General features: G+C 72.5%; 22 protein-coding genes and 1 pseudogene. 11 read left to right on the forward strand and 12 right to left on the reverse strand.

Annotated elements, in window-relative coordinates; all coding sequences use genetic code 11:
- Both K7G60_RS28355 and K7G60_RS28360 read left to right on the forward strand, forming a co-directional pair.
- A pseudogene (locus K7G60_RS28355) lies at positions 1-230 on the forward strand (dehydrogenase); the annotation flags it as partial.
- 77 nt (positions 231-307) lie between these two features.
- On the forward strand, positions 308-901 hold the full coding sequence (locus K7G60_RS28360) for a TetR/AcrR family transcriptional regulator (RefSeq protein WP_225803802.1): 594 nt from the start codon (positions 308-310) through the stop codon (positions 899-901).
- Between the two features lie 8 nt (positions 902-909).
- On the opposite strand, the gene K7G60_RS28365 is transcribed toward K7G60_RS28360, so the two are convergent.
- Both K7G60_RS28365 and K7G60_RS28370 read right to left on the reverse strand, forming a co-directional pair.
- On the reverse strand, positions 910-2,124 hold the full coding sequence (locus K7G60_RS28365; RefSeq protein WP_225803803.1) for an acyl-CoA dehydrogenase family protein: 1,215 nt from the start codon (positions 2,122-2,124) through the stop codon (positions 910-912).
- Positions 2,125-2,130: 6 nt separating this feature from the next.
- On the reverse strand, positions 2,131-3,153 hold the full coding sequence (locus tag K7G60_RS28370) for a phosphotransferase (RefSeq protein WP_225803804.1): 1,023 nt from the start codon (positions 3,151-3,153) through the stop codon (positions 2,131-2,133).
- A gap of 130 nt (positions 3,154-3,283) precedes the next feature.
- On the opposite strand from K7G60_RS28370, the gene K7G60_RS28375 reads away from it, so the two are divergent.
- On the forward strand, positions 3,284-4,549 hold the full coding sequence (locus K7G60_RS28375) for an enolase C-terminal domain-like protein (RefSeq protein WP_225803805.1): 1,266 nt from the start codon (positions 3,284-3,286) through the stop codon (positions 4,547-4,549).
- A 321-nt stretch (positions 4,550-4,870) separates the two neighbouring features.
- On the opposite strand, the gene K7G60_RS28380 is transcribed toward K7G60_RS28375, so the two are convergent.
- Positions 4,871-5,782: an MBL fold metallo-hydrolase gene (locus K7G60_RS28380; protein WP_225803806.1), complete on the reverse strand. Its 912-nt coding sequence runs from the start codon at positions 5,780-5,782 to the stop codon at positions 4,871-4,873.
- Positions 5,783-5,923: 141 nt separating this feature from the next.
- Between K7G60_RS28380 and K7G60_RS28385 the strand changes: the two genes are divergently transcribed.
- Complete coding sequence (locus K7G60_RS28385; protein WP_225803807.1) at positions 5,924-6,526, forward strand: NADPH-dependent F420 reductase; 603 nt, start codon at positions 5,924-5,926, stop codon at positions 6,524-6,526.
- Between the two features lie 45 nt (positions 6,527-6,571).
- Positions 6,572-7,507 (forward strand): NADP-dependent oxidoreductase, encoded by a 936-nt coding sequence (locus K7G60_RS28390; RefSeq protein WP_225803808.1) that lies wholly within the window; start codon positions 6,572-6,574, stop codon positions 7,505-7,507.
- A gap of 69 nt (positions 7,508-7,576) precedes the next feature.
- Here the strand turns inward: K7G60_RS28390 and K7G60_RS28395 are convergent, their stop codons facing one another.
- The 5 genes from K7G60_RS28395 to K7G60_RS28415 form a co-directional block, all read right to left on the reverse strand.
- Positions 7,577-7,894 (reverse strand): DUF202 domain-containing protein, encoded by a 318-nt coding sequence (locus K7G60_RS28395; RefSeq protein ID WP_225803809.1) that lies wholly within the window; start codon positions 7,892-7,894, stop codon positions 7,577-7,579.
- Entirely contained in the window at positions 7,891-8,286 is a 396-nt protein-coding gene (locus K7G60_RS28400) for a DUF202 domain-containing protein (RefSeq protein ID WP_225803810.1), read from the reverse strand. Before K7G60_RS28400 ends, K7G60_RS28395 begins: the two co-directional genes overlap by 4 nt.
- A 69-nt stretch (positions 8,287-8,355) precedes the next feature.
- Positions 8,356-8,874 carry an NUDIX domain-containing protein gene (locus K7G60_RS28405; protein WP_225803811.1) on the reverse strand — a complete coding sequence of 173 codons (519 nt, stop codon included), beginning with the start codon at positions 8,872-8,874 and terminating at the stop codon, positions 8,356-8,358.
- Between the two features lie 30 nt (positions 8,875-8,904).
- A complete protein-coding gene (locus K7G60_RS28410) occupies positions 8,905-9,669 on the reverse strand; it encodes a glucose 1-dehydrogenase (RefSeq protein ID WP_225803812.1) in 765 nt (254 codons plus the stop codon).
- Between the two features lie 59 nt (positions 9,670-9,728).
- A complete protein-coding gene (locus K7G60_RS28415) occupies positions 9,729-10,358 on the reverse strand; it encodes a TetR/AcrR family transcriptional regulator (RefSeq protein WP_225803813.1) in 630 nt (209 codons plus the stop codon).
- Positions 10,359-10,440: 82 nt separating this feature from the next.
- Between K7G60_RS28415 and K7G60_RS28420 the strand changes: the two genes are divergently transcribed.
- Positions 10,441-12,096, forward strand: a complete 1,656-nt coding sequence (locus tag K7G60_RS28420; RefSeq protein ID WP_225803814.1) for an FAD-binding dehydrogenase — start codon at positions 10,441-10,443, stop codon at positions 12,094-12,096.
- Positions 12,097-12,206: 110 nt separating this feature from the next.
- Complete coding sequence (locus K7G60_RS28425; protein ID WP_225803815.1) at positions 12,207-13,091, forward strand: TIGR03619 family F420-dependent LLM class oxidoreductase; 885 nt, start codon at positions 12,207-12,209, stop codon at positions 13,089-13,091.
- Between the two features lie 62 nt (positions 13,092-13,153).
- Here K7G60_RS28425 and K7G60_RS28430 read toward each other — a convergent pair whose 3' ends face one another.
- On the reverse strand, positions 13,154-14,551 hold the full coding sequence (locus K7G60_RS28430) for a GntP family permease (RefSeq protein WP_225803816.1): 1,398 nt from the start codon (positions 14,549-14,551) through the stop codon (positions 13,154-13,156).
- A 46-nt stretch (positions 14,552-14,597) separates the two neighbouring features.
- Positions 14,598-15,122 carry a gluconokinase gene (locus K7G60_RS28435; protein ID WP_225803817.1) on the reverse strand — a complete coding sequence of 175 codons (525 nt, stop codon included), beginning with the start codon at positions 15,120-15,122 and terminating at the stop codon, positions 14,598-14,600.
- A gap of 157 nt (positions 15,123-15,279) precedes the next feature.
- Between K7G60_RS28435 and K7G60_RS28440 the strand changes: the two genes are divergently transcribed.
- From K7G60_RS28440 to K7G60_RS28455, 4 genes are all read left to right on the forward strand, one after another.
- A complete protein-coding gene (locus K7G60_RS28440; protein WP_225803818.1) occupies positions 15,280-15,981 on the forward strand; it encodes a FadR/GntR family transcriptional regulator in 702 nt (233 codons plus the stop codon).
- 181 nt (positions 15,982-16,162) lie between these two features.
- On the forward strand, positions 16,163-17,623 hold the full coding sequence (locus K7G60_RS28445) for an amino acid permease (RefSeq protein WP_225803819.1): 1,461 nt from the start codon (positions 16,163-16,165) through the stop codon (positions 17,621-17,623).
- A gap of 122 nt (positions 17,624-17,745) precedes the next feature.
- A complete protein-coding gene (locus K7G60_RS28450; RefSeq protein ID WP_225803820.1) occupies positions 17,746-18,831 on the forward strand; it encodes an S-(hydroxymethyl)mycothiol dehydrogenase in 1,086 nt (361 codons plus the stop codon).
- Positions 18,831-19,460 (forward strand): MBL fold metallo-hydrolase, encoded by a 630-nt coding sequence (locus K7G60_RS28455; protein ID WP_225803821.1) that lies wholly within the window; start codon positions 18,831-18,833, stop codon positions 19,458-19,460. The genes K7G60_RS28450 and K7G60_RS28455 overlap by 1 nt, the downstream gene beginning before the upstream one ends.
- Here the strand turns inward: K7G60_RS28455 and K7G60_RS28460 are convergent.
- Together K7G60_RS28460 and K7G60_RS28465 are read right to left on the reverse strand one after the other, a co-directional pair.
- On the reverse strand, positions 19,444-20,364 hold the full coding sequence (locus K7G60_RS28460) for a pseudouridine synthase (RefSeq protein ID WP_225803822.1): 921 nt from the start codon (positions 20,362-20,364) through the stop codon (positions 19,444-19,446). The two genes, K7G60_RS28455 and K7G60_RS28460, sit on opposite strands and share 17 nt — an antisense overlap.
- 163 nt (positions 20,365-20,527) lie before the next feature.
- Complete coding sequence (locus tag K7G60_RS28465) at positions 20,528-20,911, reverse strand: hypothetical protein (protein WP_225803823.1); 384 nt, start codon at positions 20,909-20,911, stop codon at positions 20,528-20,530.
- Between the last annotated feature and the right edge of the window lie 30 nt (positions 20,912-20,941).

Below are 20,941 nucleotides of genomic sequence, written 5' to 3' on the forward strand. Positions count from 1 at the left end.
TGCTCACCGCCGCCGGATCCGCCGGCGAGCTCGTCCTCGCCCCCACCGCCATCGAGCCCGAGGACGTCGCCGACGCCCTCCTCGACGCCATCGCCGCCGACCGCTTCCTCGTCCTGCCCCACCCCGAGGTCGCCGGCTACTACCGCAACCGCGCCACCGACCCCGAGCGGTGGCTCGGCACGATGAACAACGTCCAGCAGGCCTGGGAGACGGGCACCCGTCGTCCGTAGTCCCGGCAGATGGGAAGATCTAGCGGCGGGAACGCGTTCCCGTGACCGAAAACGATCACCAAGGAAGGCGGCGGAGCATGGCCAGGACGACGGACGGGAGCGGCGCCCCCGTTCCCCAGAGACTCCTCGCCGCCGCCACCCGGCTCTTCGCCGAGCGGGGCTACGACCGCACCTCCGTCCAGGAGATCGTCGAGGCCGCCGGGGTCACCAAGGGCGCGCTCTACCACTACTTCGGCTCCAAGGAGGACCTCCTCCAGGAGGTCTACTCCCGTGTGCTGCGCCTCCAGCAGGAGCGGCTCGACGCCTACGCGGACGCCGACGCGCCCGTCGAGGACCGGCTGCGCGACGCCGCGGCGGACGTCGTCGTCACCACCATCGAGAACCTCGACGACGCGTCCATCTTCTTCCGCTCCATGCACCACCTGAGCCCGGAGAAGCACAAGCAGGTGCGGGCCGAGCGGCGCCGCTACCACGAGCGCTTCCGGGCCCTGATCGAGGAAGGCCAGCGGACGGGCGTCTTCTCCTCCGCCACGCCCGCCGACCTCGTCGTCGACTACCACTTCGGCTCCGTGCACCACCTCTCCACGTGGTACCGCCCGGACGGCCCGCTCACCCCCGAGGAGGTCGCCGCCCACCTCGCCGACCTCCTCCTGCGGGCCCTCCGTCCCTGAGCCGTCCCCTACAGGTACTTCTTCAGCTCCCGGCGCGCCAGCGACCGCTGGTGCACCTCGTCCGGACCGTCCGCCAGCTTCAGCGTCCGGGCCGCCGCCCACAGTTCTGCCAACGGGAAGTCCTGCGAGACACCGCCCGCCCCGTGCGCCTGCACGGCCTTGTCGATGATGTCGACGACGGCGCGCGGGGTCGCGATCTTGATGGCCTGGATCTCGGTGTGCGCGCCCCGGTTGCCGACGGTGTCCATCAGCCAGGCCGTCTTGAGGACGAGGAGCCGCAGCTGCTCGATGGTGACCCGGGCGTCGGCGATCCAGTTCTGCACGACGCCCTGCTGGGCGAGCGTCTTGCCGAAGGCCGTGCGGGAGACGGCGCGCCGGCACATCAGCTCGACCGCCCGCTCCGCCATGCCGATGAGCCGCATGCAGTGGTGGATGCGGCCTGGGCCGAGCCGGGCCTGGGCGATGGCGAAGCCGCCGCCCTCCTCGCCGACGATGTTCGCGGCCGGGACCCGGACCCCGTCGAAGACCACCTCGGCGTGGCCGCCGTGGGAGTGGTCCTCGTACCCGTACACCTGCATCGCGCGCCGGACCTCCACGCCCGGGGTGCCGCGCGGCACGAGGATCATCGACTGCTGGCGGCGGAGGTCGGGGCCGTCGGGGTCGGTCTTGCCCATGACGATGAAGATCCTGCAGTCCGGGTTCATCGCCCCGGAGATGTACCACTTGCGCCCGTCGACGACGTACGAGTCCCCGTCCCGCCGGATCCGGGTCTCGATGTTGGTCGCGTCGGAGGAGGCGACCTCGGGCTCGGTCATCGCGAAGGCCGAGCGGATCTCGCCGGCGAGGAGCGGCTCCAGCCACTGCTTCTTCTGCGCCTCGTCGCCGAACTGGGCGAGCACCTCCATGTTGCCGGTGTCCGGCGCGGCGCAGTTGAGGGCCGTCGGGGCCAGGTGCGGGCTGCGGCCGGTGATCTCGGCGAGCGGCGCGTACTGGAGGTTGGTGAGCCCGGCACCGTACTCCGCGTCGGGGAGGAAGAGGTTCCACAGGCCCTGCCGCTTCGCCTCCGCCTTGAGCTCCTCGACGACCGGCGGGGTGTCCCAGGGGGAGGCGAGCCGGGCGCGCTGCTCCTCGGCGACGGCCTCGGCCGGGTAGACGTGCTCGTCCATGAAGGCGAGGAGTTTCGCCCGCAGTTCCTCGGTGCGGGCGTCGTACGCGAAGTCCATGGCGGATCAGCCTTCCTGAAGGGTGGTGAGGCCGTGCTCGATGAAGACGGGGACGAGTTCGCCGATGCGGTCGAAGCCGGCGCCGACCGTCTGCCCGAGGGTCCACCGGTAGTGGATGCCCTCCAGGATCACGGCGAGTTTGAACCAGGCGAAGGCCGTGTACCAGGCGAGGCCGGAGGTGTCGCGGCCCGAGCGGGCCGCGTAGCGCTCGACCAGTTCGGCCGCGCTCGGGTGCCCGGGGGCGGTGGCGGTCGTGGAGATGGGGGAGCCCGGCAGGTCGAGCGGGGTGCTGTACATGACGAGGAGGCCGAGGTCGGTGAGCGGGTCGCCGAGCGTGGACATCTCCCAGTCGAGGACGGCCCGGATCCGGCCGTCCTCGCCGACGAGGACGTTGTCGAGCCGGTAGTCGCCGTGGATCACGGTCGGTGGCGGCGAGGCGGGCAGCGCGCGCCCGAGGGCGGCGTGCAGCTCGTCGATCCCGGGGAGCTCGCGGCCGCGCGAGGCGTCGAGCTGCTTGCCCCAGCGGCGCAGCTGCCGGTCGAGGAAGCCGTCCGGGCGGCCGAAGTCGCCGAGTCCCACGGCCTCCGGATCGACGGCGTGCAGGTCGACGAGGGTGTCGACCAGGCCGAGGACGGTGGCGCGGGTGCGCTCGGGGCCGAGCGCGGCCAGCTCGTGGGCCGAGCGGTACGGCGTCCCGTCGACGAAGTCCATGACGTAGAACGGCGCGCCGAGCACCGACTCGTCCTCGCAGAACAGGACCGTCCCGGGGACGGGCACCCCCGTCGCCCCCAGGGCGCTGATGACGCGGTGCTCGCGCCGCATGTCGTGGGCGGTGGCGAGGACGTGGCCGAGCGGGGGACGGCGGACCACCCAGCGGCCGGTGCCGTCGCTCACGACGTAGGTCAGGTTCGACCGGCCGCCCTCGATCAGCCGGGCCTCCAGCGGCCCGGAGAGCAGCCCGGGCCGCTCGCGGTCGAGGAACCGGCGCAGCTGCTCGGGGTCGAGTCCTGGCGGCGGGGCGGAACTCATGGGTGCGTACCTCCGGATCGGCTTCGTCGGCGTTCATGATGACCGACCAGTCGGTATGCAGTCCAGGGGGTGGCGGGAAAGCGTGTGACGCACTCTGGCGGCTGGTCGTATGCATGAATAGGGTTCACATATGGATGCGAAGTTGATCGTCGACGAAGTCCGGCTCACCCCGATCCTCATCTCTGACCCGCCCCTCCTCAACACCCAGGGCGTCCACCAGCCCTACACGCCACGGCTCGTGGTCGAAGTGGTCACCAGGGGAGGGGTGGGCGGGCTCGGGGAGACCTACGGCGACGGCGTCTACCTGGACATCGCCCGGCCGCTGGCCGAGTCGCTGCCGGGCCGATCGGTCACGGATGTGAACAGCCTGTTCGCGCTGGCGGAGGAGACGGGGGACGTCCCGAGCTCTGGGACGGACACCGGGGTCGACGCGAGCGGCCTGCGCGGAGTGCGCACCGCCGAGAAGCTCCGCCTCTCCGTCGTCTCCGCCTTCGAGACCGCCTGCCTCGACGCCCTCGGCAGGACCCTCGGCCTGCCCGTCCACGCCCTCCTCGGCGGCAAGGTCCGCGACGAGGTCGAGTACAGCGCGTACCTCTTCCACAAGTGGGCCGGCACGGACGACTGGGGCGCGGCCCTCGACCCCGCCGGCATCGTCGCCCAGGCCCGCCGCTTCGACCGCGAGTACGGCTTCCGCTCCTTCAAGCTCAAGGGCGGGGTGTTCGAGCCCGAGCGGGAGATCGCCGCGATCCGGGCGCTCGCCGAGGCCTTCCCCGGCCGCCCGCTCCGCCTCGACCCCAACGGCGCCTGGTCCGTGGAGACCTCGCTCGCCGTCGCCCGCGAACTGAAGGACGTCCTGGAGTACCTGGAGGACCCGGCGAGCGGCACCGCGGCCATGGCCGAGATCGCCGCCCGCACGGACGTCCCGCTCGCCACCAACATGTGCGTGACGACCTTCGAGGAGGTCCCGGAGGCCTTCGCCGCCGGCGCGGTACGGATCGTCCTCTGCGACCACCACTACTGGGGCGGACTCCACCGCACCCGCGAACTGGCCGCGCTCTGCCGGACCTACGGCGTCGGGCTCTCCATGCACTCCAACACCCACCTGGGCATCAGCCTCGCCGCCATGACCCAGGTCGCCGCCACGCTGCCCGGCCTCCACCACGCCTGCGACACCCACTACCCGTGGCAGACCGAGGACGTCGTCACCGGCCGGCCCGTCTTCCGGGCTGGCCGGCTCACGGTCTCCGACGCACCCGGACTCGGCGTCGACCTGGACCGCGAGGCGCTCGCGGTCCTCCACGACCGCTGGCTCGGCGACGACGGCACGTTCCGGAACCGGGACGACGGGGCGGCGATGCGGGCGGCGCACCCGGACTGGACCCCACGCGACTGGTGACGCGCCTCCGCCCGGCGGGGCGGTGCCCCGGCCCACCCGCCGTGTGGGCAATCGTCCCGCGGGGCGGGACGGGTGGGCACACGGGACGGCGCCCATAGCGGCGCCTCCGCGTCCCGCGCCTGGACCCGCACCACGTGTGCAATGCGCATCCGGTGCGGGTCCAGGCGCAGAAGCCTCGGGCGCCGGCAAGGGCGCCGTTCCGTCGTGCCCACCCTCCCCCGAGCTCTCGGCTCCGCTCGAGCAGGGGGGGACCCCCTTGCCCCGGCGGAACGACCGCCCACGACGGGGCACAGGGTGGCACCGCCCAGAAGGGCGCGTCGGCTACGCGTGGCAGGCCACCGGCACCCCGCCGTTCATCGCCGCCATGTCCCCGAAGACCGCCACCGGATCGAGCGGGGACCCCTCCGGCAGCCCCTCCAGTTCCGCGTACGCCCGGTGCAGGTTCGCCACGAGCCGCTCGCTCTCGCGCCACGCGGCGAACTCGCCGAGTTCCGCCCGCCGCGCCGTCTCCAGCGGCGTCGCCCCCTTCGCGTACCCCTCGACGGCGAGCTCCCGCACCCAGAGCAGGTACCGCTCCGTGGTGTCGTAGGCAGTGGGGTCGGTCACCCGTCCGTGCCCCGGCACCACCGTCGCCGCGTCGAGGGAGCGCAGCAGGTCGAGGGCGCGCAGGGACCCGGCGAGCGAACCCATCGGCAGGAACGGCGTCCCGCCGTGGAAGACCAGGTCACCGGTGAAGACGACGCCCTGCTCAGGGAGATGGACGATCGAGTCGCCGGTGGTGTGCGCGGCACCGGGGTGGAGCAGTCGCACCTCGATCCCGCCGACGTACAGGGTGAGCCGCTCGCTGTACGTCACGGAGGGCGGCAGGATGTCGACCCGCCCGAAGTCGGTCTGCGGCCACAGCAGATGGAGCTGGTGTCCGGCCGCGAGCTGCTCGGACCGGCAGTTCTCGTGCCCCACGATCCGCGCCTCGGGGCGGAACACCCCGTTGCCGTAGGTGTGGTCGCCGTGGTGGTGGGTGGAGACGATGGTGCGGGGCAGCGGCAGCCCTTCGGCGAGCACCGCCTCGCGCAGCAGCTTCGCGCGCCGTTCGGTGGCGGCGGTGTCGACGAGCAGCGATTCGTCCGCGTCGCCGATGAACCCGGCGTTGTTCAGGCACCAGCCGCCGTCGGGCTGGACGAAGGCGTGCACGTGCGGAGCGAGCGTGACGACATAGGGATCGGTGGCAGACAAAGGGATTCCCCCGGATGAGAGCCCGACTGGACAGGGGAAGACTGCCAGTCGGTCCAGGCCCGGGGGAAGCCGGAGCGGACCACTCCCGGGCCAGGGGAAGCCGGAACGGACCACTCCAGGGCCGGGAGAAGCCGGAACGGGTTGTTCCCGGGCGAGGGGAAGCGACACGGGGCACTCCCCGGCCGAGGGGAAGCCGGAACGGACCGCCCCCCGGCCGAGGGGCGGTCAGGAGGAGCCGCTCCCCGGCCGGGCACCCTCGCCGAGGCCGCCCGCTTCGGCGCGGCGACCCTTCTGGCCCTGCCGTACGACGCGGTCCTGCCGGCGCTCGAGACGGCGGGCCCCGTCGGCTCGTTCGGCGGCCGGGTCCTGATCGACTGCACCAACGCCGTCGGTCCGGGCCCCGTCCTCACCACCGGCGGGGGCCCCGGGGCCGCCCGTACCTTCACCGCCGCGACGGGCGCCCGGGTGGTGAAGGCCTTCAACCACGTCACGCCGGCGGTGTGGAGCCGCACCCCGCCCGTCTTCGCGGACGGACCGGTCGCCGTCCCCCTGTGCGGGGACGACGAGGAGGCCCTCGCGCTCGTCTCCGCCCTCGCCGCCGACCTGGGCTGCGCCCCCTTAGTCGCCGGCCCGCCGGCCCACGCGGACCTCCTGGAGGCGACCACCGCGTTCCTCATCGGTCTCTGGACCTCGGGCCGCGACCCGCGCGCCATGCTCCCGCCGCCGGCGGCGCTCGGCGGCTGACGCCCCGGCTTGCGGGCCGGCCGGGTCGCGTCGAAGGTCGGGGGTATGAAGGCGATCAGTTACAGCCGGTACGGCGGTCCCGAGGTGCTGGAGTACGGCGAGCTGCCCGACCCGAAGGTCGGCCCCGACGAGGTCCTGGTCAAGGTGCGGGCGGCCGCCGTCAATCCCGTCGACTGGAAGGCGCAGGCCGGGTATCTCGACGGCATGCTCGACGCCGTCTTCCCGGTCGTCCCGGGGTGGGACGTCTCCGGCGTCGTGGTCCGGCTCGGCGTCTCCGTCCCCGAGTACGCCGTCGGGGACGAGGTCATGGGGTACGTCCGCGAGGACGTCCTCGCGCACGGCACCTTCGCCGAGTACGTCGCCGCCCCGGTCCGCACCCTCGCCCGCAAGCCCCGCACCTTCGGGTTCGAGGAGGCCGCGGCCCTCCCGCTCGTCGGCCTCACCGCGTACCAGGTGCTCCAACGGCCCCAGGCCCTCGCGGCGCGCCCCGGCGACACGGTCCTCGTGCACGCGGCGGCCGGCGGGGTCGGCTCGATGGCCGTGCAGATCGCCCGTCACCTCGGCTGCCGGGTGATCGGCGCGGCCCGGGAGGCGGGCCTGGAGCGGGTCGCGGAGCTCGGCGCCGAGCCCGTCCGCTACGACGAGGAGACCTTCGCCGACCAGGTCCGCGCCCTCGCCCCGCAGGGCGTGGACGCCGTCCTCGACACCATCGGAGGCCCGTTCCTGAAGCTCTCCGCCGGGCTCCTCGCGCCGGGGGGCCGCCTGGCCTCGATCGCCGACGGCGAGGTCCTCGCCCTCGGCGGCCGCTACTTCTGGGTCCGCCCCGACGCCGCCGACCTCGCGGTCCTCGCCGACCTGGCCGACGCGGGCGTCCTCACCGTACGGGTGGCCAGGGCGTTCCCGCTGGAGCAGGCGGCCGAGGCCCAGCGCGCCAACGCGGCGGGCGGGCTGAACGGCAAGGTCGTGGTGACCGTCCCCTAGGGCCTGTCCGACCGTTCCCGTCGTGTCCGGCCCGTCCGGCGGATCACGGCCGGCCACCCTGGCGCGGTCTCACCAGATCACCGTCGCCCCGAGGACGGCGAGTGCGATCGTGCACACCGTCGCGAGCAGCGCGCCCCGGTGGGAGAGCGGGAGCGGCCGCGCCGCGCCCAGGGAGCGGATCCGGCGGTGCGCCACGGCCAGGAACGCGACCCACACCAGGGCCGAGAGCGCGAGGCCGGTCAGCTCCCGCGCCGTGACCTCGTCGCTGACCACGAGCTTCACGGCGAGCACCGTGACGACCGTGCACGACAGGGTCGTACGCCGCCACGCGAGTCGGGTCCGCTCCGGCTGGAGCCCGGGATCCCGGGCCTCGTCGGCCGAACTCACCGCCCGGCCCAGCCGAAGACGACGAGCGCCACCATCGCGAGGGCCACGGCGGCCACCGAGAGGCTGAGCAGCGCAGGGAACCGGGACACCGGCAGGTCCTCGTTGCGTCGCATCGCCCGTTCGCAGCGCATCCAGTGGTTCACCGCCCGCAGGGCGCACAGCACACCGGCGGCGAGCAGCGCGAGCGCGAGCCCGACGCGCACGCCCCAGCGCAGGTCCGGCAGGAACTGGTCGACGGCGAAACCGCCGCCGACCAGGGCGAGCGCGGTCCGGATCCAGGCCAGGAAGGTCCGTTCGTTGGCGAGGGAGAAGCGGTAGTCGGGCGTCTCGCCCTCGTCCCGGATCCGCTGCGGCGCGAACCACAGCCGCAGGCTCTGCACGAAATCGCTCACGTGTGCACCCTAACGGCCGGATGATCGGCCCGCCCGGCACCGGCTTCCGGGCCCGCTCTACGCAGGCCCTCAGCCCGCCCGCAGCAGCTCGTACGCGGCGAGGCCGTCCGGCACCCACTCCCAGGCGCCCGCCGTTCCGGGCAGCCGTGCGGCCAGCTCCTCGTCGGTGAGGAAGCCGTGCCAGGCGACCTCCTCCACCTGCGGGCTGACCGGCAGTTCGCAGCGGACCTCGTAGACGGCCGACCACCACTTCCCGGCCACGCCCCCGGAGTCGTACAGGAACCGCGTCACCGGTTCGGGGCGGGGCAGCCCGGACACGCCGAGCTCCTCCTCGGCCTCCCGCAGCGCGGCCTCGTCGTAGGACTCGCCGGCGCCGACGACCCCGCCGACGAACATGTCGTACAGGGAGGGGAAGACCAGCTTCGTCGGCGTCCTGCGGTGGACGAAGACCCTGCCCTCGGCGTCCCGGACCCGGATGAAGACGCAGCGGTGGATCAGGCCCCGCGCGTACACCTCGCCGCGCGGAGCCTGCCCGATCACCCGGTCCTGCTCGTCGACGACGTCGAGGATCTCTTCGGAGGCGCTCATGCGCCCATCAAATCACCGTGCGGGAAACCGTCACTGCCCCATGACGTACTTGACCGTCGGGCCGGTGGTCCAGCCGCCGTCCACGGCGAGCTCCGCGCCCGTCACGTACGAGGCGGCGTCCGAGAGCAGGAAGACGACCGCGCCCGCGATCTCGTCGGCCTCGCCGACCCGGCCCATGGGCGTGTTCGGGTACTTGCCCTCGCCGCGCTCGATGCCGACGGAGGCCGTCATCGGGGTGTAGGTCATGCCGGGGTGGACGGAGTTGACGCGGATCCCCGCCGTGCCGAGCTCCACCGCGCCGATCTTCGTCAGGCCGCGCACGCCCCACTTGGAGGCGCCGTATCCGGCGGTCAGGGCCAGGCCCATCAGGCCCGCGGCCGAGGAGATGTTGACGATCGAGCCGCCGCCGGCCTCCTTCATCGCCGGGATCGCGGCCTTCATGCCGATGAAGACACCGGTCAGGTTGATGTCGAGGACCTTGCGGAAGTGCTCGACGGACTCGCTCTCCAGGAACGCGCCGGTCGAGATGCCGGCGTTGTTCACCAGACCGTGCAGCCCGCCGAACTCCGCCACCGCGAAGGCGACGGCCGCCGCCCACTCCTCCTCGGAGGTCACGTCGTGGTGGAGGAACCGGGCCCGCTCTCCGAGCGCCTCGGCGGTGGCCTTGCCGTCCTCGTCGAGCACGTCGGTGACGACGACGTTCGCCCCGGCGGCCACGGCCTGCCGGGCGGCCTCGGCGCCCAGGCCGCGGGCGCCGCCGGTGATGAGCACGGTCTTGCCGGAGAGGTCGTTCATGAGAGGTCCCTTCGGGATCTTCAGGCTTGGGGGCTTGGGGGCTTGGGGGCTTGGGGTCTTCAGACGCTCCGGGGCTGCGCGGCCCGGAGAAGCGCGGTGGTGGTCTCGACGAGGTCGGCGAGGAAGAGCGGCTCGTCCGTGAGGGGCTCGGTGCCGTCGAGGTACTGCCGGGCCCGGTCCGCCATCGCCGCGCCCACCACGGTCAGCGCCAGGTCGAGGCGCTCCAGCAGCAGCGGCTCGGGCAGTCCGTCGGCGGCCAGACGCTCCGCCATCCGCTCGATCAGGCGCCAGTAGGCGGTGCCGGCGAGCGTGGGATGGGGGGTGCGGGTGCGGACGCCGCTCTCGTGGCTGAGCTGTGCGGAGATCCGCAGACAGCGGCGGCCCCGGTCGGTGCGCAGCTCGCTGGCCTCGGCGGTGACGAGCACGCCGACCAGCTGCGCCAGGTCGTCGCCCGCGTCGCCGAGGAGGGGGGCGAGCACCTGTTCCGTACGGGTCTGGCGGCCGGCCATGACCGAGTCGAGCAGCCCGGCGCGCGAGCCGAAGTGGTACTGCACCGCGGAGGGATTGGCCTGTCCGGCGAGTGCCACGACGTCCCGCAGCTGTGCGCCGTCGACGCCCTGCGCGGCGAAGAGCTCCTCCGCCGCGCGGATCAGTTTCTCCCGGGTCTCGGGTCCTGACGTCCTTGCCATGCCCTCATGTTAATGCTCGACATTAGAAAACGGGAAGGCCGGACGGTTGACTCGATACATCCGTGTATCCAAGATGCGGTCCATGTCCTACGACGCTGACGTGATCGTGATCGGGGCGGGCCTCGCCGGCCTCGTCGCCACCGCCGAGCTGGTCGACGCCGGCCGCTCCGTGATCCTCCTCGACCAGGAACCCGAACAGTCCATCGGCGGCCAGGCCCACTGGTCCTTCGGCGGCCTGTTCCTCGTCGACTCGCCCGAACAGCGCAGGATGCGCGTCAAGGACAGCCACGCCCTGGCCCTGCAGGACTGGTTCGGCACGGCGGGCTTCGACCGCACCGAGGACCACTGGCCGCGGAAGTGGGCCGAGGCGTACGTCGACTTCGCCGCCGGCGAGAAGCGCGCCTGGCTCCACGCGCGCGGGGTGCGCTTCTTCCCCGTGGTCGGCTGGGCCGAGCGCGGCGGCTACGACGCGAACGGCCACGGCAACTCCGTGCCCCGCTTCCACATCACCTGGGGCACCGGACCCGGCCTCGTCGCCCCCTTCGAGCGCAGGGTCCGCGAAGGCGCCGCCCGAGGCCTCGTCGACCTCCGCTTCCGCCACCGCGTCACCGGCCTCGGCCGCACGGCCGGAGCCGTCGACACCGTCTCCGGCGAGGTCCTCGCCCCCTCCGCCGCCGCCCGTGGCACCGCCAGCAGCCGCGAGGTCACCGGCGCCTTCGAGCTCCGCGCCCAGGCCGTGATCGTCACCTCCGGCGGCATCGGCGGCAACCACGACCTCGTCCGCGCGCAGTGGCCCGCCCGGCTCGGCACCCCGCCGGCCCGACTGCTCTCCGGCGTTCCCGCCCACGTCGACGGACTGATGCTCGGAATCGCCGAGAAGGCCGGCGCCCGCCACATCAACCGCGACCGGATGTGGCACTACACCGAGGGCATCGAGAACTGGAACCCGATCTGGGCCCGGCACGGCATCCGCATCCTGCCCGGGCCCTCCAGCCTCTGGCTCGACGCCACCGGCAAGCGGCTGCCCGTCCCGCTCTTCCCCGGCTTCGACACGCTCGGCACCCTCGAACACATCATGCGGACCGGCCACGACCACACCTGGTTCGTCCTCGACAAGCGCATCATCGGCAAGGAGTTCGCGCTCTCCGGCTCCGAACAGAACCCCGATCTCACCGGCAAGTCCGTCCGCGACGTCCTCGGCCGCGCCCGCGCCGACGTACCGGCACCCGTCCAGGCCTTCATGGACCGCGGCGTCGACTTCGTCGTCGAGAACGACCTCTCCGCCCTCGTCCGCGGCATGAACGCGCTCACCGAGGAGCCGCTCATCGACGAGGCCGCCCTGCGCCGCGAGATCACCGCCCGCGACCGCGAGATCGCCAACCCCTTCACCAAGGACCTCCAGGTCACGGCGATCCGGGGCGCCCGCAAGTACCTGGGCGACAAACTGATCCGTACGGCGGCGCCGCACCGCATCCTCGACCCCAAGGCCGGCCCGCTCGTCGCCGTACGCCTGGGCATCCTCACCCGCAAGTCCCTCGGCGGCCTGGAGACCGACCTCGACTCCCGCGTCCTGACGGAGGGCGGCGAGCCCCTGGACGGCTTGTACGCGGCGGGGGAGGCGGCCGGCTTCGGCGGCGGCGGAGTCCACGGCTACCGCTCCCTCGAAGGCACCTTCCTCGGCGGCTGCGTCTTCTCGGGCCGGGCGGCGGGCCGAGCGGCGGCGAGAGCCGTCGGCTGACGGCGGGGGCGCGGCCAGGAGGCGGCCGACGGGGCCCCGCCCGGCATGTGGTGCGGGTCACGCCCCGGGCCCTTCGTGTCGCGGGCCGCCCCGCTGCCCAGGATGAGGCCATGGAGACAGGCATCGCACTGCCCCAGTACGGCACCCATGCCCGCGCCGACCTCGTCGCCGCCTTCGCGCGTGACGCCGAGGAGGCCGGATTCGACTCGCTCTGGGTCGGCGACCGCGCCCTCACCCCGGTCGTCCCCAGCGACCTCTATCCGGGACACACCCCCGAGAACCCGTACCCCCACCAGTACAAGACCTTCCTCGATCCGCTCACCGTCCTCACCGTCGCCGCCGCCGCGACCGGCCGCGCCCGGCTCGGCACCAGCACCCTCAACGGCCCCTGGTACCCGCCGGTCCTGCTGGCGCGCTCGCTGACCTCGCTCGACCGGGTGAGCGGCGGGCGCCTCGACGTCGGTCTCGGAATCGGCTGGCTGCGGGACGAGTACACCGCCGTCGGTGCCGACTTCCACCGCCGCGGAGCCCTCCTCGACGAACTCCTCGACGTCCTCCACGGCACCTGGACCGAGGAGGAGTTCGGCCACGAGGGGCCGCGGTGGACCATCCCCGCCTCGTACGTCGGCCTGCGCCCCGTCCGCCCCGCCGGTCCGCCCGTCTACCTGGGCGGCTTCAGCCCCGCCGCCCTGCGCCGGGTCGGCCGCCGGGCCGCCGGCTGGGTCGGCGCCGTGCTGCCGCCCGACGTGGCCGGGCACCTGTGGGACGAGGCCCGTCGCGCCGCCGAGGACGCCGGCCGCGACCCGGACGCCCTGCGCCGCGAGATCCGCCACAACCCGGCACCGGGCGCCACGGCGGAGTCCGTCGCCGCCGTCCTCGCGGGCGTCCGCGAGACCGGCGCCGAGGGCTGCTTCGTCGACCTCCAGCAGTGCGTGGACGAGCCGGGCGAGGCCCTGGAGCTCGGCGTGGAGGTCCTCTCGCTGCTGCGCGGCTGAACGCACGGGAGCCCCGGACGTCCCGCAGGACGTCCGGGGCTCCGGCGTGGGCCCGGGGGGCCTTACAACACCAGCGACAGCAGCAGGACGAACACGATGCCGACGACCGAGATGATCGTCTCCATCACCGACCAGGTCTTGATCGTCTGGCCGACGTTCATGCCGAAGTACTCCTTCACCAGCCAGAATCCGGCGTCGTTGACGTGGCTGAAGAAGAGCGAACCGGCACCGATCGCGAGGACGAGCAGCGAGACCTCACCGGTCGACATGCCCTCGGCGAGCGGGGCCACCAGGCCGGCCGCCGAGATCGTCGCCACGGTGGCCGAGCCGGTCGCGAGCCGGATGGCGACCGCGATCAGCCAGGCGAGCAGCAGGGCCGGGATCGACCAGTCCTTCGAGAAGTCGAGGATCATCTGGCCGACGCCGATGTCGATCAGGGTCTGCTTGAAGCCGCCGCCCGCGCCGACGATCAGCAGGATGCCGGCGATGGGGGCGAGGGACTTCTCGACGGTCGAGTTCAGCCGCTCCTTGGTGAAGCCGGCCGCGCGGCCCAGGGTGAACATGCCGACTATGACGGCCGCGAGCAGCGCGATCAGCGGCGAGCCGATGACGTCGGTGACCTTCTGCACGCCGTTCTCGGGATCGTCGACCACGATGTCGACGAGCGCCTTGACCAGCATCAGGACGACGGGCAGCAGGATGGTCGCGACGGTGGCGCCGAAGCCGGGGCGCTTCTCCAGGTCCTCGGAGGGCCGGGTCGGGATCATCTTCTCTGGGGCCTGGATGTCCACCCAGCGGGCGGCGTACTTGGAGAAGACCGGACCGGCGATGATCACGGTCGGGACGGCGACGACCAGGCCGAGCGCGAGGGTCACGCCCAGGTTGGCGCCGACCGCGTCGATCGCGACGAGCGGGCCGGGGTGCGGCGGGATGAGGCCGTGCATCACGGACAGGCCGGCCAGGGCCGGGATGCCGATCCGCATCAGCGAGTAGTTGCCGCGCTTGGCGACCATGAGCACCACCGGGATCAGCAGCACGATGCCGACCTCGAAGAAGAGCGGCAGGCCGATCACGGAGGCGATCAGGACCATCGCCCAGGGCATGGCCCGCTTGCCGGTCTTCGCCAGGATCGTGTCCACGATCTGGTCGGCGCCGCCGGAGTCGGCGAGCAGCTTGCCGAGGATCGCGCCGAGCGCGATGAGCACGCCCACGCCGGCCACGGTGTTGCCGAGTCCGGTGCTGAAGGACTTGATGGTGTCCGCGAGCGGGGCACCGGCGAACGCGCCGAGCGCCAGCGAGCCGATGGTCAGCGCGAGGAACGCGTGCAGCTTGAACTTGGTGATGAGCAGGACGATGACGGCGATGCCGGCGAGCACGGCGATCCCGAGCTGGGCGTTGCCTGCCGAGGTGATCGGTTCGGCGGCGTCCGCTGCCAGGATCTCGACGCTGAGACTGGTCACGGTGGTGTCCTTCGTACGGGCAGGGTGGGGGCGGGGCGGGGGAGGGTCAGCCGGTCAGGCCGCGCAGGGCGGCGACCGCGCGGGCGGTGATCTCCTCCGGGGTGCCGGAGACGTCGACGGCGACGCCGGCCTCGTCGTCCTGCAGGGGTTGCAGGGTGGCGAACTGGGAGTCGAGGAGCGCGGTGGGCATGAAATGGCCCTTGCGTGCGGCCATCCGCCCCTCGATCAGCTCCCGGTCACCGGTCAGATGCAGGAAGACGACTCCGGGCGCGGCGGCACGCAGCCGGTCCCGGTAGGCCCGCTTGAGCGCGGAGCTGCTCACGACCCCGCCGAGCCCGGCCCGGCCGTGCGCCCACTCCCCGATGGCGTCGAGCCACGGCCCCCGGTCGTCGTCGTCCAGCGGGATGCCGGCCGACATCTTGGCGACGTTGGCCGCCGGGTGGAAGTCGTCGCCCTCGGCGTACGGCAGGCCGAGCGCCTCCGCGACCAGCGGACCGATGGTGGTCTTGCCGGTCCCGGCGACGCCCATCACGACGACGACCGGGGGAGCGGTGAGGGGGGTGGTGCTCATGGGGGGTGCCTCGCTGTCTTCGTCGACATCGATTCGGTGAATCCGTCGCGCTCATGAAACCCATTGGGTACGACGTATTCAAGAGGCTGTGACATAAAAGTCGTACTTTTAATTCCCGGGTGTGATCACACGGACCCGCGCGCATAGGCTGATCACCATGACGACACCGGCCCAGGGGCTCCACTCACACGTCCTGGCCACCCTGGGCCTCGCGATCACCGCCGGGGAGTACCCGCCGGGCATCGTGCTGCGCACCGACGAGCTCGCCCAGCGCTTCGACGTCTCCCGGACCGTCGTCCGCGAGGTCGTGCGGGTCCTGGAGTCCATGCACCTCGTCGAGTCCCGCCGACGCGTCGGCGTGACCGTGCTCCCCACGGCCAGCTGGAACGTGTACGACCCCCAGGTCATCCGCTGGCGGCTCGCCGGCGCCGACCGCCCCCGCCAGCTCCGCTCGCTCACCGTGCTCCGCTCGGCCGTCGAACCCGTCGCCGCCGGTCTGGCCGCGCTGAACGCCACCCCCGAGCAGTGCCGCGAGCTCACCGAGCAGGCCCTCGGCATGGTCGCCACCTCACGCGGCCGGCGCCTGGAGGAGTACCTCGTCCACGACATCGCCTTCCACCGGGTCGTGCTCAACGCCTCGGGCAACGAGATGTTCGCCCGCCTCGGCGACGTCGTCGCCGAGGTGCTCACCGGCCGCACCCACCACCACGTGATGTTCGAGGACCCCGATCCGGCCGCCGTCACCCTCCACGTCCAGGTCGCCGAGGCCGTGCGGGAGCGGGACGCGGCCCGGGCCGAGGAGCTCACCCGTCAGATCGCGGTCGGCGCCCTCCGGGAGTTGGACGTCCTCGCTCCGTAGTCCACCGGCTGTTACCCGCCCGTAAAGCTCTGAACTAGCTCAAATATGGGCGTTCAGTGATATGCGCCACAGTCAGCCGGGCGTCGTTGCCGTGAGGATGTGCGCTGGCCGTGCCGGGGACACCCCCCGTTCAGGTGCGGCCGGGTACCGCACAGACCCCCTCACGAAGGCGAACAACTCCATGACTGACCGCGTCACCGCGGCCGAGCCGCTGTCCGCCGCTCCGGCGAACCCGGCCGCAGCCCCCCACGTCGACGCAGGCGACGCCGGCTACCGCAAGGACCTCAAGTCCCGGCACATCAACATGATCGCCATCGGCGGCGCCATCGGCACCGGCCTCTTCCTCGGCGCCGGCGGCCGCATGTCCCAGGCGGGGCCGTCCCTCTTCATCGCGTACGCCGTCTGCGGCGTCTTCGCCTTCTTCGTGGTCCGCGCCCTCGGCGAGCTGGTGCTCTACCGCCCCTCCTCCGGCGCCTTCGTCTCCTACGCCCGTGAGTTCATGGGCGAGAAGGGCGCCTACACGGCCGGCTGGCTGTACTTCCTCAACTGGTCGACCACCGCCGTCGCCGACATCACCGCGGCCGCCACCTACGCCCACTTCTGGGCCATGTTCAGCGACATCCCGCAGTGGGTCCTCGCCCTGATCGCCCTCGCGGTCGTCCTCACCGCCAACCTCATCTCCGTGAAGTACTTCGGCGAGATGGAGTTCTGGTTCGCGATCATCAAGGTCGCCGCCCTGGTCGCCTTCATGCTCGTCGGCATCTTCCTCGTCGTCACCTCGCACGACGTCGGCGGCCACACCCCGGGCCTCGCCAACATCACCGAGAACGGCGGCATCTTCCCCAACGGCATGATGCCGATGCTGCTGCTCATCCAGGGCGTCGTCTTCGCCTACGCCTCCGTCGAGCTCTGCGGCGTCGCCGCCGGAGAGACCGAGAACCCCGAGAAGATCATGCCGAAGGCGATCAACTCGATCATGTGGCGCGTCGGCCTCTTCTACGTCGGCTCCGTGGTCCTGCTCGCCCTGATCCTTCCGTACACCGCGTACTCCGGCGACCAGAGCCCCTTCGTCACCGTCTTCGACAAGCTGGGCATCCCCGGCGCCGCCGGCGTGATGAACCTCGTCGTCCTCACCGCCGCCCTCTCCAGCCTCAACTCGGGCCTCTACTCCACCGGCCGCATCCTGCGCTCCATGTCGCTCTCCGGCTCCGCGCCCAAGTTCACCGGCGTCATGAACAAGGGCGGCGTCCCCTACGGCGGCATCCTCCTCACCGCGGCCTTCGGCGTCCTCGGCGTCGCCCTCAACTACGTCATGCCCGGCGAGGCCTTCGAGCTGGTCCTCAACTTCGCCTCCATCGGCATCATCGGCACCTGGGCCATGATCATGGTCTGCTCGCTGCTCTTCTGGCGCAGCGCCAAGGAGGGCAAGCTCACCCGCCCCGGCTACAACCTGCCCTGGGCCCCGTACACCCAGATCGTGACCATCGGCTTCCTCGCCTCCGTCCTCGTCCTCATGTGGATGGACGGCGGCATCAGCCGCACCACCGTGAACTGCCTGCCGCTCATCGCGGCGGCCCTCGTCGGCGGCTGGTTCCTGGTCCGCCGCCGGGTCCGCGCGACCTCTTCGGCGCAGCAGGGCTGAGGCTCCCCCACGGGAGGCGGCGAGACCCCCGCAGGCACGGCCTGCGGGGGTCTCGCCTTTTGTCAGGAGATAGTGGTACGCAAGAGCCTTACAAGATCCGGTCGGAGGAAGGGAAGTTCGCGATGCCGCAGCACGTCCAGGGGGTCGTCGCCCCCGGCAGGAACGAACCGGTACGCGTCGAGACCATCGTGATCCCCGACCCCGGCCCCGGTGAGGCCGTCGTCAAGATCCAGGCCTGCGGCGTCTGCCACACGGATCTCCACTACAAGCAGGGCGCGATCAACGACGAGTTCCCCTTCCTGCTCGGCCACGAGGCCGCCGGAATCGTCGAGTCCGTCGGCGAGGGCGTCACCGACGTCACCCCCGGCGACTTCGTGATCCTCAACTGGCGCGCCGTCTGCGGCACCTGCCGCGCCTGTACGCGGGGCCGCCCCTGGTACTGCTTCGCCACCCACAACGCGAAGCAGAAGATGACCCTGCTCGACGGCACGGAGCTCTCCCCGGCCCTCGGCATCGGCGCCTTCGCCGAGAAGACCCTCGTCGCCGCCGGCCAGTGCACCAAGGTCGACCCCTCCGTCGCCCCCGAGGTCGCGGGCCTCCTCGGCTGCGGCGTGATGGCCGGCATCGGCGCCGCGATCAACACCGGGAACGTCGGCCGCGGCGACACCGTCGCCGTCATCGGCTGCGGCGGCGTCGGCGACGCGGCGGTCGTCGGCTCCCGCCTCGCCGGAGCCGCGCGGATCATCGCCGTCGACATCGACGACCGGAAGCTGGACAAGGCCCGCGAGATGGGCGCCACCCACACGGTCAACTCCCGCACCGCCGACGCCGTCGAGGCGATCCGCGAACTCACCGGCGGCTTCGGCGCCGACGTCGTCATCGAGGCGGTCGGCCGCCCCGAGACGTACGAGCAGGCCTTCTACGCCCGCGACCTCGCCGGCACCGTCGTCCTCGTCGGCGTCCCCAGCCCCGAGATGAAGCTCGAACTCCCGCTCCTCGACGTCTTCGGCCGCGGCGGCTCCCTCAAGTCCTCCTGGTACGGGGACTGCCTGCCGTCCCGCGACTTCCCGATGCTCATCGACCTGCACCAGCAGGGCCGCATCGACCTCGCCGCCTTCGTCACCGAGACCATCGGCCTCGGCGACGTCGAGAAGGCCTTCGCCCGCATGCACGAGGGCGACGTGCTGCGCTCGGTGGTGGTCCTCTGATGGCCGCCCGCATCGACCACCTCGTCACCTCCGGCACCTTCAGCCTCGACGGCGGCACCTGGGACGTCGACAACAACGTCTGGATCGTCGGCGACGACTCCGAGGCCATCGTCATCGACGCCGCCCACGACGCCGGGGCGATCCTCGCGGCCCTCGACGGCCGCACCCTGCGCGCCATCGTCTGCACCCACGCCCACGACGACCACATCGACGCCGCCCCGGCCCTCGCGGCCGCCACCGGCGCCCGGATCCTGCTCCACCCGGCCGACCAGCCGCTGTGGAAGCTCACCCATCCCGACCACAGCCCGGACGGCGAGCTCGCCGACGGCCAGGTCCTCACCATCGCCGGCACGGACCTCACGGTCCTCCACACCCCGGGCCACGCCCCCGGAGCGGTCTGCCTGTACGCCCCCGAGCTCGGCACGGTCTTCAGCGGCGACACCCTCTTCCAGGGCGGCCCCGGCGCCACCGGCCGGTCCTACTCGGACTTCCCGACGATCGTCGACTCGATCCGCGGGAAGCTCCTCACCCTGCCGCCGGAGACGGTCGTCCGCACCGGCCACGGCGACACCACCACCATCGGGGCCGAGGCCCCGCACCTGGAGGAGTGGATCAAGAGGGGCCACTGAGAGCCAGCCGGCTCTCGAACAGCACCTCGTCGCCCGTGAACGGGTCGGTGAACTCCAGCGTCCGCGCGAGCAGTCGCAGCGGACGCGTGAAGTCCTCCGGCCCGTCCTCGCGGACCACCGGGTAGACCGGATCGTCGAGGATCGGCAGGCCCAGGCCGTTCATGTGCACCCGCAGTTGATGGGTCCGCCCGGTCACGGGCACCAGCCGGTAGCGCCCGAGCCCTCCCGCGTGCCCGAGGAGCTCGATCCGGCTCTCCGCGTTCGGCTCGCCCGGCACCTCCCGGGCGGCCATCACGCCGCGCTCCTTCTCGATGCGGCTGCGCACGGTCACCGGCAGCTCCACCGCCGGGTCGTACGGCGCCACCGCCTCGTACGCCTTGCGCACGGCCCGGTCGCGGAAGAGCGTCTGGTACGCCCCCCGGTCCTCCGGCCGCACGACGAACAGCACGAGTCCCGCCGTCAGCCGGTCCAGCCGGTGCGCGGGCTGGAGGCGCGAAAGCCCCAGGTCACGCCGGAGCCGGGCGAGCGCGGTCTCGGTCACGTGCCGGCCCCGGGGCATCGTCGCGAGGAAGTGCGGCTTGTCCACGACCACGATCCGCTCGTCGCGGTGCACGATCCCCATCGGGAAGGGCACGGGCGTCTCGGCGGGGAAGTCCCGGTGGAACCAGAGGTACCGCCCCGCGGCGTACGGCTCGTCCGCCGCCGCGGCCCTGCCGTCGGCCCCCACGAACCGCCCCTCGCGCAGCATCGCCCGCACCCGCCCGGCCCCCACGGCCCCCGCGTACCGCTCGGCGAGATGCTCCCCGACGGTGCCCCAGACCCCCTCGGGCAGCCGCACCCGCACCGGGTCGATCCCCTCCCGCTGGGGGAGCGGCGCCTCGGGCGCCTTCCTTCCGCGTCCCACGGTGCTGCCCGCTTCCTTCGTGTCGTCCCCGGCCCGGGCCGGACCGTTCGGTGCCCCGGTGCCGACGACCCACTCTACGAGGAGACCGCGCGGGCACGGAAAAGGCTCCCCCCGTCCCGAGGGGCGGGAGGAGCCTTCGTACGCGCGGCCGCGGCCGCCCGGATCACGCCGGAGGTCGGTCCTCCCGGCGCCAGGAGAATCCGTCGGCGTCCGCGCGGACGGCGACGGGGCCGAAACCGTCGAGGGCGAACCGGAGACCGATGAGGTCGCCCGTCTCGTCCAGGTCCTTGCGGGCGGACGTCACCTCCGCTCCGTCCCCGTCCTCGAACAGCACCTTCTCGGAGTGGTCCTCGGGCGGCCAGAAGTAGTCGGGCAGCCGGCCGTCGGCACGACGGTCGACCCTGAGCGTCCAATCCGTCCAGTCGGTGAGCACGACGTGCTCGCCGGACGCCGTCGTGAGGTGAAGACCCACGACGTCACCGTCCTCGAAGAGCACCTCCGTGATCCGCGTCACCCGCTTACCGGTGAGGACGTCGTCGATCTCCACGCCCGCACCTCCTGTTCCTCGTCGCTCCGT

This window comes from Streptomyces sp. NK15101 (genome assembly GCF_020400725.1).
Taxonomy (GTDB): Bacteria; Actinomycetota; Actinomycetes; order Streptomycetales; family Streptomycetaceae; genus Streptomyces.